Raw genomic sequence first — 15,779 nt, 5'->3', positions numbered from 1 at the left:
AGATACTTTCACTCCTATAACCCATCACTACTTTAAAATTTTTTATTCAACCGAGAATATATAGTAATATAAAGGCTGACCCCCATAATATAGTTCAATATCACAATCTGGGAAAAGTTCTTCCAATTCCTCCCCAAGTTTTTTTACTTCTTCTTCTTTTGTATCCTCACCATAAAAAATAGTAATCATTTCATCATTTTCTGTTATCATTTTACTCAAAAGTTCAATAGATACTTTTTCCACAGCTTTACCTACTGATTGAATTTGGCCATCTGCAATACCTAAAATATCTCCTTGGTTGATAGGTATGTCATTATAGCTAGTATCTCTTACAGCATAGGTTACTTGTCCTGTTTTTACCGTCTTAATGGCTTCAACCATTTGAGTTTCATTATCTTCAGGTTGATTTTCTAAATTGAAGACCATTAAAGATGCTATACCCTGGGGCACTGATTTAGTGGGTATTACTCTTATGTCTTTACTAGAAATGTTTTTTGCTTGATTTGCCGCCATTATAATGTTGCTATTGTTTGGTAAAATAAATATTGTTTCAGCATCGATGGTGTCAATAGCCTTTACAAAATCTTCAGTACTTGGATTCATAGTTTGACCACCTTCAATAACAGCGTCAATATCGAAGTCTTTAAAGATTTTTGTTAAACCTTCACCCATGGTTACTGTTATAAATCCATACTGTTTTTTTGCTTTTTTAGCCATTGATTTAGCATTATCAAAATTATCAAAGTTTTGATTTCTATGCTGTAATCTCATATTATCTATTTTTATATCACTTAAGTAACCTAACTTTAATCCATGCTCTAATACTTCACCAGGATTATTTGTGTGAATATGAATCTTTACAACATTTTCGTTCCCTACAACCAACATAGAATCCCCATAATCCTTTAAGATGTTTTGAAGTTTTTTCACATTTGCATTAGGAGCGTTAATGATAAATTCTGTACAATAACCAAACTCAATGTTTCCTTCAACATATTCTTCATGTTCAACGGTTTGTTGTATAATCTCTAGGTCCTCTGTAGTAGGAGCATTTCCTGTTAGAGCTCCTAATGCACCTAAGTATATATAAATTAATCCTTTACCTCCAGAGTCCACCACACCAGCGTCCTTCAAAACCTTTAACATATCAGGTGTTCTTTTTAGGGTTTCTTCTGCCTGAAGAATAACTTTTTCTAGAAATGTTGTAATACTCTTTTCTTTTTTAGCTATAATAATGGCTTGTTCTGCACTTTCACGGGCTACTGTTAGAATAGTTCCTTCCACTGGTTTCATTACAGCTTTATAGGCGGTATCAGAGGCTAATTTTAATGCATCAGCAAGATCCCTTGTATTAAGTCTTTCCTTACCTCTTACTCCTTTAGCAAACCCTCTTAAAAGCTGAGATAGTATTACACCTGAATTTCCTCGGGCCCCCATTAGAGAGCCATTAGCTACTAAACTGGCTACTTCTTCTAATGTATTGGCTTTATTAGTTTTTATTTCTTTAACAGCTGATTGCATTGTTAAAGACATATTGGTCCCCGTATCACCATCAGGAACAGGAAATACATTTAGTGCATTAACCACTTTCTTATTTGCCTCTAGAGATTGTGCTCCTGCTAAAAGCATTTGTCTCAATAGTTGTTGATCTATGTATTCAATTTTCAAGTCCTGTACCTCCTCAAATTACTTTTGAACTCTAACACCCTGTACGTTAATATTCACCTTTTTAACATTCATACCGGTTAAATGTTCAATATTGTATTTTACTTTTTCAATGATGTTATTAGCTACAACAGATACTCTTGTGCCAAATTCTACAATAACAAACAGTTCAATAGTTATTTCATCATTTTCTGTATATACCTTTACACCTTTACTGGAATGTTCTCTTTTTAAGAGCTCTACTAGGCCTCCAGCTGCTGATTTTGCAGCCATCCCTACCAATCCATAACATTCCATAGCTGAAGCACCGGCTATGGAAGCTAATACATTGTCATCAATAACTATTGTTCCAATATCATTGGTTAATTTTCCTGGCATCTTTTAACCTCCTTTATTTTTACAAGTTTAGTTTATTTTTTTAGTATTTCCCTAATAATATATAATAATATATGTGATCCCTTTTATTATATATTTAAAATATATATAATTATTGTATATGAAACTATTAAATAGTTCAATAACAAAACGATGAATCAACCCTTGTCTATTATTATTACCCTAAATATATATACTAACTTCAATTATTTTCATATTCATGTTGCAAAAGAAGTGGTATTATGATAATATTATAATGTTTTTAAAGTTTGAACATGGGCTTGAAGGAGGTGTTCATAATGGCAAGAGTATGTGATGTATGTGAAAAAGGCAAAGTATATGGAAATCAAGTTAGCCACTCTAACCGTCATAGCAAAAGAACTTGGTTACCAAATCTAAGAAGAGTAAAAGCTATCATTGATGGTACACCAAAAAGAATCAACATATGTACAAGATGCTTACGTTCTGGTAAAGTAGAAAGAGCAATATAAATAAAAAAAGCCACCTAAAATGGGTAGGCTTTTTTTGTTTCAAAAATTATATAGTAATATACCTATTGCCATACAAATAAAGGCAAATATAAAAATCCATAACTTAAAGGGAATAATATAGAAAAATATTCCAATACCTATGGTGAATATAATAAGTCCAATAATCTTTGTAAAGGATAATCCTCTTCTTCTTCTTCGAAACATCAAATCACCTACCTGAACTGTTTATTACTAATATAATATTCAAAAAAAATAAAAATGCCACCTTATAAAAAATATTAGGTGACATTTCATTGTTAATCTCTTGACTTAATAATAATTAATATTCCCTCTTCAATAGAAATATATGCTTTATCTGTTGCAAATACATTACTTACTCCTAAAGTACTCCCTCTAACAATATCTTTGTTTTCTAAAGGATATTCTAAGCCTTTAAGGGTAACTCCCTTTACTATATCCGTTAAAGGAATAATTGAAAGGACTTCTCCTATCTCTCCTCTAACCGATAGTGTGCTATTGGTTATCATAATTTCATTTTTTTCATTAATAATTTTGGCTTTTATGCTATTGTTGCTACTATTAAGTATCTTCCATAGTAGCATAACATTGGCTAAGCTATGATCCTGTCTTGAGCCTAATGCTCCAATAATTGTTATAGCCTTGGGCTGCAAATCTAACGCGTATTCCACTGCTAACTCAGTATCTGTTTGATCTTTCCTAGTAGGGAATTTTTTGAAGTTTACCCCTTTTTCCATCATCCAATCTAAATCTTGAGAAGCTATGGAATCCAAATCTCCCACTAATAGATTCGGTATTATCAGCAACTGGGTTAAATATTTAGCAGCTCCATCGGCACAAATGATATATTTGTCAGTTGCAATATTTCTAACATATTCTAAGTCTTCTATATCACCATTGGCTATAATTATAACCTCCATAACGCTCCCTCTTTACTCAGCATTTTTTCGCATTAATTCTACTGTAGTCATTATATCCTCACTATTAAATATAGCTGATCCTGCTACGATTACATTGGCACCAGCTTCCGTAACCAAATGAATATTATCAGGCTTTATCCCACCATCTACTTGAATATCTATGTTTAGATTTCTTCTTTCAATCATATTTTTTAATGCTTTTATTTTATCAATGGTGCTAGGTATAAAGCTTTGTCCTCCAAACCCTGGATTAACAGTCATAATTAGAATCATATCCAAGTCCTCCAGGACATAGTCTAAAACACTCAATGGTGTAGCAGGATTTAAAGCTATTGCAGCTTTAACCCCATGTTTTTTTATATGTTGTACTGTTCTATGTAGATGAGTACATGCTTCACTATGAACTGATATAATGTCAGCACCTGCTTCTACAAAATCTCCAATATAGTTATCGGGTTTTTCTATCATAAGATGAACATCAAAGGGCATTTTTGTTTTTCCTTTTAAACTTTTTACTATAGGTGGACCTAAGGTAATATTGGGTACAAAATGTCCATCCATCACATCAATATGTAATAAATCACATCCAGCCTTCTCCACTTTTTCCACTTCTGCCAACAGATTACTAAAGTCTGCGGATAATATAGATGGTGCTAATTTAATCATTAATTAAAACCTCCTACTATTTCTAATTTCCTGTATAAGCTGTAAATAGCTGCTATAACGTTGCTCTGAAACCTTGCCTTCCTTCAACCCTTTTTTAACACCACATTTAGGTTCATCCATATGGTAACAAGAGGCAAACTTACATTCCTCAAGACAGGGTAAAAATTCAGGAAAGTAAAAGGAAAGTTCTCCTTCATCAATAAAATCTACGTTTAATGCACTAAACCCTGGAGTATCCACAACCCAGCTTTCTCTTTCAATAGCAATGAGTTCAGCATGTCTAGTAGTATGTTTGCCCCTAGCTGTTTTTTGGCTGATTACCCCTGTTTTTAATTTAAGCCTTGGATCAACTTTATTTAATAGGGTTGATTTCCCCACTCCTGAAGGACCTGCAAAAACACTGGTTTTCTCTAGTAGCATCCTCCTAAGATTTAATATACTATCATTGTCCTTATAACTGGTTAATACAACCTTATACCCAGCAGAGGTATACATATTAACGATGGTTTCATATACCTCTTTTTCCACTAGGTCAATTTTATTCAAACAAATAATAATATCCAGGTCTTCACTTTCTGCCAATATTAAAAATCTGTCCAATAGGGATATATTAGGTTCTGGTTGGGTTACAGCAAAGACAATAATAGCTTGGTCAACATTTGCAACAGCTGGTCGAATTAATTGTGTTCTTCTTTCCAGAACCTTTTCTACAACCCCCATTTTTTTTGCTTCATCGGTTACAGATATTATTACCTGGTCCCCTACTAAAGGTGTTATATTGTGTTGTCTAAATATTCCTCTAGCCTTACATTCATAGATTTCTCCCATTACATCAACGTAATAAAATCCTCCTATTCCTTTAATCAGCCGACCTTTTTCCATTGAGTTCCTCCTAAAGTATAATGCTTTTGTTGTGCTTTTTGTTATTGATATATAGTTCAAATTCCTGTCCTTCTCTTCCAGTAATAGGAATCATAACAGTCTCTCCGTCTCTTGAAACATCATGGTTTTTATTGTATACTTCTTCACCACTAGATACATTTCTAACCCTTATGCTTACAAGACCTGTATAGCCCTGTAGCTCCACTCGAAGATTTTTAGTAGAAGTATTTGTGGTGGAAGTGTTTATACTATCTTCTTGGTCATCTTCTTCATCTTCTTTTATATCTAATTCAATATCTTCTTCTCCAGGTTCTTGCACTGGCTTTGGTCCCCTGCTAACCGTAAGGTTTATCAATGCATTTTCCCTTGTCATGCTTCCTGGAGCAATGCTTTGATCTATAACTAAGCCTTCAGGATACTCATCATTATATTCTTGTCTTTCACTACCTTTTTGCAATTGAAATTGCTCTATAATGTTTCTAGCATTTTCAATAGTCCCACCAATGAGGTTAGGCATAGGGAATGTGACCTCTTGGGGCCCTTGACTAACAACATAATCCACAATCGTACCTTCAACGGCTGAAGCTCCAGCCCTAGGATTTTGTTCAATAATAACTCCTTTAGGAAAATCACTAAACTCATATCTAGGTGTCCCTACCTCTAATCCAGCATTCTCCAATATATAGGGTACATTTGTTTCATCCTCAAACCTCAGATCAGGTACTGTTACTGTTCTAGGGCCTTCACTAACTAGTACCTTAACAGTAGCCCCTGGTCGAACCTTCATGCCCGGTGAAGTGTATTGTCGAATAATTTCATCAATAGGTACTTCTTTACTATGAGTTGTTTCTTCACTTAATTCCAGTTCCAGTATAACAGCCTGTTGTCTTGCTGTCTCAATATCCATACCAACGAAATTTGGGACTTCTACTTCTTCAGTTCTAAATATATTGCTTACATAAAAAAGACCAAAAACAAACAACAGTGCAGCAATCAATGCAGCTATGACTGCAGACGTTATTAATAATTTATCCCTTCTTTTTTTCTTGTTCTGAGGCTTTTTACCAGGAACTTGAATATCCTCTTCTTTAATTCTAGGTATAATTTGAGTTGGAGAATCTTCATGGTTAATTGGTCCTCCCACATAGGTGGCGTCTGGTGATTGCTTTAATTTATTTAAATCCTCTATTAAGCTTTGAGTATTTTGATATCTAGAAGCCTGATCTTTTTGTATTAATTGCAATATAATTTCTTCTAGCCCCTTTGATATTTGAGGGTTAACCTCAGAAGGCAGCACAGGCTCCTCCTGTATATGCTTCAAGGCTACAGATATAGGACTATCACCTTCAAAGGGTACTTTTCCAGTAGCCATCTCATACATCACTATACCTAAGGAGTATAAATCAGATTTTTCATCTGTATATCCTCCCCTGGCCTGTTCTGGAGAAAAGTAATGAACAGAGCCTATAACACTGCCCATATTGGTTATAGTAGAAGAAGTAGCTGCTAATGCTATGCCAAAATCTGTTACTTTTGCTCTATTGTCCTCTGTGATTAAAATATTGTGGGGTTTAATATCTCTATGAATCACATGATTATAATGGGCTTGCTGAAGAGCCAGGGCTATTTGCTTTGTATAGTTAATAATTTCCTCTAGGGTTAGGATTTCTTTTTCTTTTATGACTTCCTTAAGGGTTTTGCCCTTGACATATTCCATTACAATATAATAAATATCTTCTTCTTCACCAACGTCATATAGATTTACTATATTAGGATGGGATAAACTTGCAGCAGCTTGGGATTCCCTTTTGAATTTTTCAATAATATCCTTATCATTGGTGAATTCAGATCTTAAAATTTTCACCGCAACGTATCTATTTAATAAATTGCATTTAGCTTTATAAACCAAAGCCATGCCACCGCCGCCAATTTTTTCTACAATTTCATATCTATTGCCTAATATCCTACCAATCATATTTCTTTCACCTACCTTCTATGCCAGTGGCTTTTTCTTTCACGATAACTACAGTAATATTATCATATCCACCTCGTTGGTTTGCTAAAGAAACTAAAGTGTTACAAACTTCAACACAATCATCTGTTTCTAATAATATCTTTTCTAATTCATACCTATCAACAAAATTTGTTAGTCCATCGGTGCAAAGTATTAATATATCCCCTTCGTGAAATTCTACTGAAAAGATATCTACTTTTATATTTTCATCTGTTCCCAAGGATCTTGTAATAATATTTTTTTGGGGATGTTTCATAGCCTCTCTTTCGGTAATGCTTCCATTTCTTACTAATTCCGCCACCAATGAGTGATCTTGAGTTATTTGCTCTAATGTATTGTTCCTTAAAAGATATCCTCTGCTATCTCCTACATGACCTATATATAACTTGTTATTTGCTATTAAAGCCATTGTTACAGTTGTTCCCATACCCTCACAATTTAAATCTTCCTTAGCCTTATTGTAAACTTCTCTATTAGCCCTATTAAAGGCTTCAAATATAAGTCCCTCTATAGCTGGACCCTCCAATTCAGCTAATTCTTCTTCTATGTGTTTGGTAATATGGTCTTTTATTCTATGAATAGCTATAGAACTTGCAACCTCTCCACCTTTATGGCCTCCCATTCCATCGGCCACCATATATAACCCAATGTCATTTTCATAAATACAATAGTTGTCTTCATTTATTTCTCTTACTTTGCCTACATCTGTAATAGCTGCTGCTTTCATAATTACTCCCTCCTATCGATATACATATTCGACAGTTTTGTACCAAACCCTTCAATTTTAGAGGTTTCTATTGATTATTTTTTTAGTAGAAATTATTATCTTCAATCCCTATTTAAATAATTATTTCTAAGCTGTCCACAAGCAGCATTTATGTCACTTCCCATTTCTCTTCTAATGGTAGTTTCTATACCTCTTTCCTTTAAAACCTTTTGAAATAGATTAATCTTTTGATTACTAGACTTTTCATAATTGCTCTCTACTACAGTATTGACTGGGATTAGATTTACATGACAAAGCATTCCCTTCAAAAGCTCACTTAATTGATGAGCATGATTTTCCTCATCATTAACCCCTTTTACCAAAGCATATTCAAAAGTTATTCGTCTATTATTTTTTTCTAAATAGTATTTACATGCTTCAATAAGCTCCTTAATATTATACTTCTTGGCTATTGGCATCATCTGTTGTCTTAGTCCATCATTGGGGGCATGAAGAGATATAGCTAAGTTAATAGGTATCTGGAGGTCTGCCAATTTTTTAATTTCTGGTATTAATCCACAGGTGGATAGGGTTATATGTCTATTGCCAATATTTAACCCATTTTCATTATTGACTATTTTAAGAAATTTAATGACCTCCTGGTAGTTATGTAATGGTTCTCCACTACCCATCAAAACAATATTAGATATCCTTTCATTTAAATCCTTTTGCATCAAGAGGATTTGATCCATCATTTCCCCTGCCCTTAGGTTTCTTATTAATCCTCCCTTGGTAGAAGCACAAAAGCTACAACCCATTAAGCAGCCTACTTGAGAAGAAATGCAGGCTGTTAAACCATGCTTATATCTCATCACAACTGCTTCTATAATGTTGCCGTCATCTAATAAAAATAAATATTTTCTTGTATTATCTATATTAGAAATTAATTTCTTTTCCATCTGAATATGGGTTATAAAAGTATTTTCTTGTAGCCTTTCCCTTAAAGCTTTTGGTATATTCATCATATCCTCAAAATCTTTTATTCCTTTGTTCACCCATTGAAAAATCTGTTTTCCCCTATACTTCTTTTCTCCCATTCCATCTATTAGGTCTTGGGTTTCCTCTAATGATAAACTCAGTAAATCTAATTTTTCCAATGATAAACCTCCTAGCACACTATCGTATATTTATTTCTTCTTTAGCTTTGCAATAAAGAATCCATCAGTTCCATGAAGATTAGGGTACAGTTGAATCATTTTTTCTTGATATTCCCCTGGTAAAATCAATGGATACTGTTGATTGATGTCAATTAGCTGATATCGGGGATTTTCCTTTAAAAATCTTTCCACTACCCCATTGTTCTCATTGGGATCAATAGTGCAGGTACTATAAAGTAGTTCTCCACCAGGTTTTACATATTTGGAAGCATTTATAAGTATTTTAAGCTGTAGTTCTGTAATAATCTTTATATCATCAGCCTCTTTACGATATTTAATTTCTGGCTTTCTTCTAATAATTCCCAAGCCTGAACATGGGGCATCTACTAAAACCTTATCAGCCTTTTCTATTAAACCATGATCTAGGTCCTTACCATTAAATTTTTCTGTCTTAATTATTTTGATGCCTAATCTTTTTGCATTGTTCTTTATTAATTTCAATTTATGGTCGTAGATATCTCTGGCCAGTACTTGTCCTTTGTTTTTCATGAGCTGGGCTATATGGGTGGTCTTTCCACCTGGAGCACTACATACATCAATAATAAATTCACCCTCTTTAGGGTCTAAAATCCTGGCCACCAGCATAGAACTAAAATCTTGAATATGTATCAGTCCTTTTTTATATGCATCTAAAGCTTCTAAATCACTAAACCCACCTTCAATGACCAAGGCTTCCGAAAGATAAGGGTTTTTTTCTGCTTTGATTTCCTGCTGTTGCAGCAATTCTATTACATCTTCAACAGTGGTTTTTAAAGTATTCACTCTTATATAAAGCTTAGGTGTCTCATTATTTACCTTTAGCAGTTCTTCTGTAAAATCCTCAGAATAATAACTTAAAAATCTTTTAACCATCCATTGGGGATGGGAATATTTTATGGATAAATACTCCAATAAATTTTCTTTCCTATCAGGCATGTTGATAGTTCCTTGATTTCTAATGATATTTCTTAAGATGCCATTGATAAAACCTGAGGCTCTTTTACAATATTTTTTAGATAAATTTACCCCTTCATTTACAGCTGCAAAGGGTGGGATTTTATCTAAAAATAGAATTTGGTATATACCCATCCTAAGTATATTTAAAGCCCAAGGATTAATTTTTTTTAACTTCATAGCAGAGAACTGCTGTAAAACATAATCGATAAATATTAAATTTTCCAAAGTTCCATAGACCAATTCAGTAATAAAATTTCTGTCAAGCTTTGTATATGGTTTGCTTTTTATTTCTTTATTTAAAGCTATGTTAGAATAGGCTTTGTTTACTTCTATTTCATATAAAACCTTCAAAGCACCTTCCCTAGCATCCATCCCTATTACCTCCTATTTATAATTATTATATATGATGTATCAATGCATATAAATATATTTGCATATTCTTCTTCATAGAGATATTTTACCCAAAAAATAAAGGCGTTTTCACGCCTTTATTAATTTCTTCTATTTCTTAACACAATAAATCTAAGCAATTGTGCAACAGCTGCTGCCATTGCAGCTACATAAGTTAATGCTGCCGCCTTCAAAACTTTTTGAGAAGGTTTATACTCATCCCTAGAAATAAAACCATTAGCATCTAAAAGCCTTAAGGCTCTGCTACTGGCATTAAACTCCACTGGTAGGGTTACCACTTGAAATAGCACAGCTGCTGCATACAATAAAATACCTACGTCTAGTAAAACTTCAAATCCACTGATCAAAAAGCCTGCCATAATAAAGAACCATGCTGCAGAAGAGCCAAAGCTGGCTACAGGGAATATAGCATTTCTAAAGGTTAATGGAACATATCCTCTAGCATGCTGTATTGCATGACCTACCTCATGGGCTGCAACACTGATGGAAGCAACAGAACTTCCACGATATACCTCGTTGGATAATCTTAAAACCCTTCCTCTTGGATCATAATGATCCGACAAATGCCCTCTAGCCATTTCTATCGGAACATTCCTTAAGTCATTTTGATCTAATAGGGTTCTTGCTACATCATATCCTGTATAACCTTTTTTAGTAGGCATTCTTAAATATTTATTAAAAGTTGTTTTTACCTTACTTTGGGCATACATGGTAAATATAATGGCTGGAATTAAAATCATCATACTTGAATCAAAAGGCATAAAATACATACTTTATCACTCCTTTATAAAATGTAAAATTCCTTTCTCTACTTCCTTTAAATCCACTTGTGTATTAATACAGGGTCCTTCTGGGCGTTTATTGACAATAGCTAGTATAGGAATTCTTTTAACATCCATCAAACCACTGAAAAGATCCCTCTCGCAAGCAATGGCAATGATGGCCCTTGGCTTTAAATCCTGTATCATCTTTCTTGCCAGGGTGCCTCCTGTAACAATACTAAAATTAATGCTATATCTTTCTTTAAAATCTATTAATCTATCAACATTACAAAGACCACACCTTTTACAGTTATATATATTGTTGGTGATTTTATGGGGACAAGAGGATTTCTGAATACAATGGGGTGTCAATATCAATACGTCTTCCCCCTTAAATTTATACCCTCTAGTTAGGACCAATTGATTATTTAAGTTGGTGTATGCCCTTCTGATAGTATTTTTATCATATTTTAATAGCTTGCCTAAGGCTATAATGATGGGATAGGAAGCATGAATAAAAATCTCCATCACAGTTATCGCCATGGAAGGAACTCTTTTATTATACCATAACATCATTACAGCAAAAATAGTTAAGCCTATGGACAGCCCCATGATTAATAGAAATATCATACTCCCAAAACCAATGATTTGATAAAAGATTGTACTTTCCTTTAGGGATAGCCAAAATATTATTCCTGATAAAGCCAATACTATCATTAGCATCACAATTAATAGGATAGCAAAGGTTTTTGAGGAGCTATCTCTTGCAATTTTCTTGTTTATTTCCATATGATCCTCCTAGGATTACATGCTTTTCTATGCTATTACCTACTAAGAAGTCCTTTGTTGATAATCGTTTCCCCCCACTAAATTGTAGTTCCTCTATTACCAATAAATCTTTCCCAGTTCCTACGTAAATTTTATTTTTTGTTACTTCGACGATTTCTCCAGGTTGATGGGGACCAGGACTTTTTTCCACATCACTTCTCCATATTTTCATAGTTTTATCAAGATATGTGGTATAAGCCATTGGCCAAGGTATTGTTCCTCTTATTAAGTTATGAATCTCCTCAGCGTTTTTATTCCATTGGATCTCTCCTAGTTCTTTAGTAAGTCTAGGGGCATAGGTAGATTTTTCATGGTTTTGTTTTTCCCTAGGGGCAGTTCCATCAATTATGTGTTTAATGGTTTCCTTTAATAGCTTTCCACCTAAAAGGGCTAATCTATCATGAAGCTCTACAGCAGTTTCATTTTGAGAAATAAAAATTTCTTCTTTTAAGATCATATCTCCTGTATCGAGACCTTCATCCATATACATGGTGGTGATTCCGGTTGTTTTTTCACCATTAATCAAAGCCCATTGAATAGGTCCAGCACCTCTATACCTAGGCAACAGAGAAGCATGAACATTCACACACCCTAAAGGTGGTATATCTAGTATTTCTTTTGTCAAAATTTGACCATAGGCCACCACCACCATGAGGTCGGGTTTCATATTTTTTATCGTAGATACCACTTCTGGACTTCTCAATGTAGTTGGCTGATATACATCAAAATTATATTCTAAAGCTTTTTCCTTCACGGGGGACATAGCTACTTTTTTTCCCCTGCCCTTCGGTCTATCTGGTTGAGTAAAAACCCCTAAAATCTCATGGTTTTCTTGGATTAAAACCTCTAGAGATGGTACTGCAAAATCCGGTGTTCCCATAAAAATGATTTTCATCACCTTCACCTCTATTCATCTTTTATTCTATCTATAAATAGGATACCATTTAAATGATCAATTTCATGACACAAGACTCTTGCCAGCAAACCAGTAGCTTCTATAACTACTTCTTTACCTTGTCTGTTTACTCCTTTTACTTTAACTCTTCTGGGCCGGACAACCTCCCCCGATCTTCCCGGAAGACTTAAACAACCTTCGGTATCACATTGTTCTCCGGTTTTCTCAAAAATTTCTGGATTGATAAGTTCTATAGGACCTTCACCAATATCGATGACAATAATTCTTTTCAAAATACCAATCTGTGGAGCAGCCAGCCCTACCCCATCAGCATCATACATGGTTTCTATCATATCTTCTATCAATACATGAATCTTTTTATCGATTTCTTCTACTACCTTGGCCGTCTTTCTTAAAACGGGATCATCCTCTTGTCTAATTATTCTAATAGCCATATTCTTCCTCCTAACAAATTTACATAATATATAAGGGATCAATATCAATGCTTACAGTAATGGTTGACGGTATAAACTTCTGTCGCTTATCTAATAATAAATATTTTACAATAGATCTTAAAAGATGATAGGGAACTTCATGGTTTTTTAATAATATTTGATATCTAAACTTTTCATTAATCTTTGATATAATAGCAGGATTGGGACCAAAGACAATTTCATTGTATTGGCTATAACCTTTGGCCTGCAATATATATTTTATATTGTTTGTAATTTTTTCTGAAACAATATAAACTTCCTTTTCATTTTTGCCGGTAAAACAAATATTAATTAGCTGAACAAAAGGTGGATAAATAAATTCTTTCCTAAGCAGTAATTCTTCTTTATAAAAGCTTTCAAAATCATGATTTGCTGCTGTATAGATGCTATAATGTTCTGGATTGTAGGTTTGTAAAATTACTCTACCCTTATCCAATCCTCTCCCAGCCCTTCCTGCCACCTGGGTTACTAATTGAAAGGTCTTTTCTGAAGCTCGAAAGTCCGGTAGGTTTAACGAGGCATCTGCAGAAATAACCCCCACCAATGTTACATTAGGAAAATCTAATCCTTTAGAAATCATTTGTGTCCCCACTAAGATATCTATTTTTCCTTTTTTAAACTTCTCTAAAATCCTTTGATGGGACCCCTTTACTATTGTGGAATCCATATCCATCCTCTCGATAATAGCTTTAGGAAAATAAGTATTAATTAAACTTTCTATCCGTTGGGTTCCAGCACCAAAGTAATTTATATTGGAACTACTACATGAAGGACAGGTTTCAGGTTCTTGTATTTTATCTCCACAATAATGACACTGTAGATTTTTCATGTTTTTATGATGGGTCATAGCAATGTCACAATGCTTACATTTTACTACGTAACCACATTGTCTACAGCTGACAAAGGTTGCAAATCCCCTTCTATTTAAAAACAGTATTGTCTGTTTATTAACTTCTAAGTTTTGCTGTATTGCAGAAAACAATGTATGACTTAATATACTTTTGTTTCCATTGTCTAATTCCTTCCTCATATCGATTATTTCTACCTCTGGCAAATCCGAAGCTGTAGCTCGCTTTGTTAAAGTAAATAGTGAAACTTCTTTTTGTTCTCCTTTATAATAACTTTCTATAGAAGGGGTGGCAGAGCCTAGTACAACAATAGCTCCCTCCTCCTTACTACGATAGTTGGCTACCTCTATAGCGTGGTATTTAGGATTGATTTCAGATTTATACGTATTTTCATGTTCTTCATCAATAATAACCATACCAAGATTTTTAAAGGGTGCAAATATAGCGGACCTAGCTCCTATAGCAATATTTACTTTTCCTTCAGTAATTTTTCGCCACTCATCAAATCTTTCTCCATCGGAAAGGTTACTGTGTAAAACAGCTATTCCTTCTCCAAATCTTCCATAAAATCGCTCAACTGTTTGGGGAGTTAAGGCTATTTCTGGAACTAAAATAATTCCCTGCTTATCTTTTTTTAGGACTTGTTCCATTAACTGTAAATAAATTTCTGTTTTTCCACTTCCAGTTATTCCATGGAGTAAAAATGTATGGGCTTTTTCCTCCTTGATGTAATTGGTAATTACGTCAATAACCTTTTTTTGCTGGGAATTTGGAACAAGCTTTGGAAAATCTTTAAATACAATATCTTTAAAAGGATCTCTCTTATGTTCCTTGTCAATTATAGTAATATATCCCTTACTTATTAAAGCATTTAATGAGCTTCTAGTAACCTTTAAAATGTCTAGCAATTCCTTCACAGCACATTCCTTATGGGCCTTTAAAAACAGTAAAATTTCCTTTTGTCTTTTAGCATTTTTTAAGGATGCTATTGTAGTGTCCACCTCATCATCCTTGAGGGTTAGCTGTGCATATTGTTGAGTTTGTATTTTAATTCTAGAAGAAATGCTATAATCTATTTTTATAATATTTTTTTCCTCTAAAATTTTTAACGTAGATTGGAAATTTTTAAAAGATAGTTTCCCAAACAATTTTTCTAATGTTATTTTTCCACCTAAATCTTCTAGTATCCTTAAAACCTCTATTTGATTTTTTGAATTCCTGCTAATAACCTTCTGCCAATCTTTTTCTATAAGCTCAACAATTTTCTTTTCTTTATTAACAATTCCAGAAGGCAAAAAACAATGGATGGCTTCGATATATCTGCATAAATATTTATTTTTCAGCCATAAAATCATTTTAATCTGAGTCTCAGTAAGAATTGGTTTATCATCTAAAGGATATAAAATATCTTTTAGCTTGTAGGTTACCTTTTCTTCTTTTTTTATATTAAGTATATAAGCCTCTAACCTATTATTACCTATCCCAAAGGGAACCATCACCCTCATGCCCTTTGCCACTACTCCTTGGAGGTCCTCTGGTATGCTATAATCAAATATTTTATCTGTGTGAAGACTGTTATTATTTACAATAGCCTGTGCTATGTATAAATTCTCTCCCACCCTATCACCTCCAAAACATACAACTTTTTGTTT

Annotated in this window: 15 protein-coding genes; 1 reads left to right on the top strand and 14 read right to left on the bottom strand. The window is 33.7% G+C overall.

The features are described from left to right. Positions 1 to 42: 42 nt before the first annotated feature. Both BLS22_RS06215 and BLS22_RS06210 read right to left on the bottom strand, forming a co-directional pair. Complete coding sequence (locus BLS22_RS06215; protein WP_176762107.1) at positions 43 to 1,629, bottom strand: DAK2 domain-containing protein; 1,587 nt, start codon at positions 1,627 to 1,629, stop codon at positions 43 to 45. Between the two features lie 57 nt (positions 1,630 to 1,686). Further along, on the bottom strand, positions 1,687 to 2,043 hold the full coding sequence (locus BLS22_RS06210; RefSeq protein WP_090552170.1) for an Asp23/Gls24 family envelope stress response protein: 357 nt from the start codon (positions 2,041 to 2,043) through the stop codon (positions 1,687 to 1,689). A 296-nt stretch (positions 2,044 to 2,339) separates the two neighbouring features. On the opposite strand from BLS22_RS06210, the gene rpmB reads away from it, so the two are divergent. After that, entirely contained in the window at positions 2,340 to 2,531 is a 192-nt protein-coding gene (gene rpmB / locus BLS22_RS06205; RefSeq protein ID WP_090552166.1) for a 50S ribosomal protein L28, read from the top strand. Positions 2,532 to 2,827: 296 nt separating this feature from the next. Here the strand turns inward: rpmB and BLS22_RS06200 are convergent, their stop codons facing one another. The 12 genes from BLS22_RS06200 to priA form a co-directional block, all read right to left on the bottom strand. Next, entirely contained in the window at positions 2,828 to 3,469 is a 642-nt protein-coding gene (locus BLS22_RS06200; protein ID WP_090552162.1) for a thiamine diphosphokinase, read from the bottom strand. Positions 3,470 to 3,481: 12 nt separating this feature from the next. Next, a complete protein-coding gene (rpe, locus tag BLS22_RS06195) occupies positions 3,482 to 4,135 on the bottom strand; it encodes a ribulose-phosphate 3-epimerase (protein WP_090552158.1) in 654 nt (217 codons plus the stop codon). A 3-nt stretch (positions 4,136 to 4,138) separates the two neighbouring features. Next, positions 4,139 to 5,017, bottom strand: coding sequence for a ribosome small subunit-dependent GTPase A (rsgA, locus tag BLS22_RS06190; protein ID WP_090552154.1), 879 nt, complete (start codon positions 5,015 to 5,017; stop codon positions 4,139 to 4,141). Positions 5,018 to 5,027: 10 nt separating this feature from the next. Beyond that, on the bottom strand, positions 5,028 to 6,992 hold the full coding sequence (gene pknB, locus BLS22_RS06185; RefSeq protein ID WP_090552151.1) for a Stk1 family PASTA domain-containing Ser/Thr kinase: 1,965 nt from the start codon (positions 6,990 to 6,992) through the stop codon (positions 5,028 to 5,030). Between the two features lie 7 nt (positions 6,993 to 6,999). After that, positions 7,000 to 7,758, bottom strand: a complete 759-nt coding sequence (locus BLS22_RS06180) for a Stp1/IreP family PP2C-type Ser/Thr phosphatase (protein ID WP_090552148.1) — start codon at positions 7,756 to 7,758, stop codon at positions 7,000 to 7,002. Positions 7,759 to 7,859: 101 nt separating this feature from the next. After that, complete coding sequence (rlmN, locus tag BLS22_RS06175) at positions 7,860 to 8,894, bottom strand: dual-specificity RNA methyltransferase RlmN (RefSeq protein ID WP_090552145.1); 1,035 nt, start codon at positions 8,892 to 8,894, stop codon at positions 7,860 to 7,862. A gap of 30 nt (positions 8,895 to 8,924) precedes the next feature. Next, on the bottom strand, positions 8,925 to 10,262 hold the full coding sequence (rsmB, locus tag BLS22_RS06170; RefSeq protein WP_176762081.1) for a 16S rRNA (cytosine(967)-C(5))-methyltransferase RsmB: 1,338 nt from the start codon (positions 10,260 to 10,262) through the stop codon (positions 8,925 to 8,927). Between the two features lie 119 nt (positions 10,263 to 10,381). Beyond that, a complete protein-coding gene (locus BLS22_RS06165; protein ID WP_090552138.1) occupies positions 10,382 to 11,071 on the bottom strand; it encodes a zinc metallopeptidase in 690 nt (229 codons plus the stop codon). Positions 11,072 to 11,077: 6 nt separating this feature from the next. Beyond that, positions 11,078 to 11,851, bottom strand: coding sequence for a DUF116 domain-containing protein (locus tag BLS22_RS06160; protein ID WP_090552134.1), 774 nt, complete (start codon positions 11,849 to 11,851; stop codon positions 11,078 to 11,080). Further along, positions 11,820 to 12,785, bottom strand: coding sequence for a methionyl-tRNA formyltransferase (gene fmt / locus BLS22_RS06155; protein WP_090552131.1), 966 nt, complete (start codon positions 12,783 to 12,785; stop codon positions 11,820 to 11,822). Before fmt ends, BLS22_RS06160 begins: the two co-directional genes overlap by 32 nt. 11 nt (positions 12,786 to 12,796) lie before the next feature. Further along, on the bottom strand, positions 12,797 to 13,240 hold the full coding sequence (gene def / locus BLS22_RS06150; RefSeq protein ID WP_090552126.1) for a peptide deformylase: 444 nt from the start codon (positions 13,238 to 13,240) through the stop codon (positions 12,797 to 12,799). A gap of 19 nt (positions 13,241 to 13,259) precedes the next feature. Then, entirely contained in the window at positions 13,260 to 15,746 is a 2,487-nt protein-coding gene (gene priA / locus BLS22_RS06145; protein WP_090552122.1) for a primosomal protein N', read from the bottom strand. Positions 15,747 to 15,779: the final 33 nt, after the last annotated feature.

Source organism: Natronincola ferrireducens (genome assembly GCF_900100845.1).
In the GTDB taxonomy this organism is placed as follows: domain Bacteria; phylum Bacillota; class Clostridia; order Peptostreptococcales; family Natronincolaceae; genus Natronincola_B; species Natronincola_B ferrireducens.
This window is presented reverse-complemented; position numbering and strand designations above follow the sequence as displayed.

Coding starts and splice junctions, on each gene's coding strand:
- BLS22_RS06210 (WP_090552170.1), bottom strand. CDS start 2,043: ATGCCAGGAAAATTAACCAATGATATTGGAACAATAGTTATTGATGAC.
- rpe (WP_090552158.1), bottom strand. CDS start 4,135: ATGATTAAATTAGCACCATCTATATTATCCGCAGACTTTAGTAATCTG.
- pknB (WP_090552151.1), bottom strand. CDS start 6,992: ATGATTGGTAGGATATTAGGCAATAGATATGAAATTGTAGAAAAAATT.
- fmt (WP_090552131.1), bottom strand. CDS start 12,785: ATGAAAATCATTTTTATGGGAACACCGGATTTTGCAGTACCATCTCTA.
- BLS22_RS06165 (WP_090552138.1), bottom strand. CDS start 11,071: ATGTATTTTATGCCTTTTGATTCAAGTATGATGATTTTAATTCCAGCC.
- rsmB (WP_176762081.1), bottom strand. CDS start 10,262: ATGGATGCTAGGGAAGGTGCTTTGAAGGTTTTATATGAAATAGAAGTA.
- BLS22_RS06200 (WP_090552162.1), bottom strand. CDS start 3,469: ATGGAGGTTATAATTATAGCCAATGGTGATATAGAAGACTTAGAATAT.
- def (WP_090552126.1), bottom strand. CDS start 13,240: ATGGCTATTAGAATAATTAGACAAGAGGATGATCCCGTTTTAAGAAAG.
- rpmB (WP_090552166.1), top strand. CDS start 2,340: ATGGCAAGAGTATGTGATGTATGTGAAAAAGGCAAAGTATATGGAAAT.
- rsgA (WP_090552154.1), bottom strand. CDS start 5,017: ATGGAAAAAGGTCGGCTGATTAAAGGAATAGGAGGATTTTATTACGTT.
- BLS22_RS06215 (WP_176762107.1), bottom strand. CDS start 1,629: ATGCTTTTAGCAGGAGCACAATCTCTAGAGGCAAATAAGAAAGTGGTT.
- BLS22_RS06160 (WP_090552134.1), bottom strand. CDS start 11,851: ATGGAAATAAACAAGAAAATTGCAAGAGATAGCTCCTCAAAAACCTTT.
- BLS22_RS06180 (WP_090552148.1), bottom strand. CDS start 7,758: ATGAAAGCAGCAGCTATTACAGATGTAGGCAAAGTAAGAGAAATAAAT.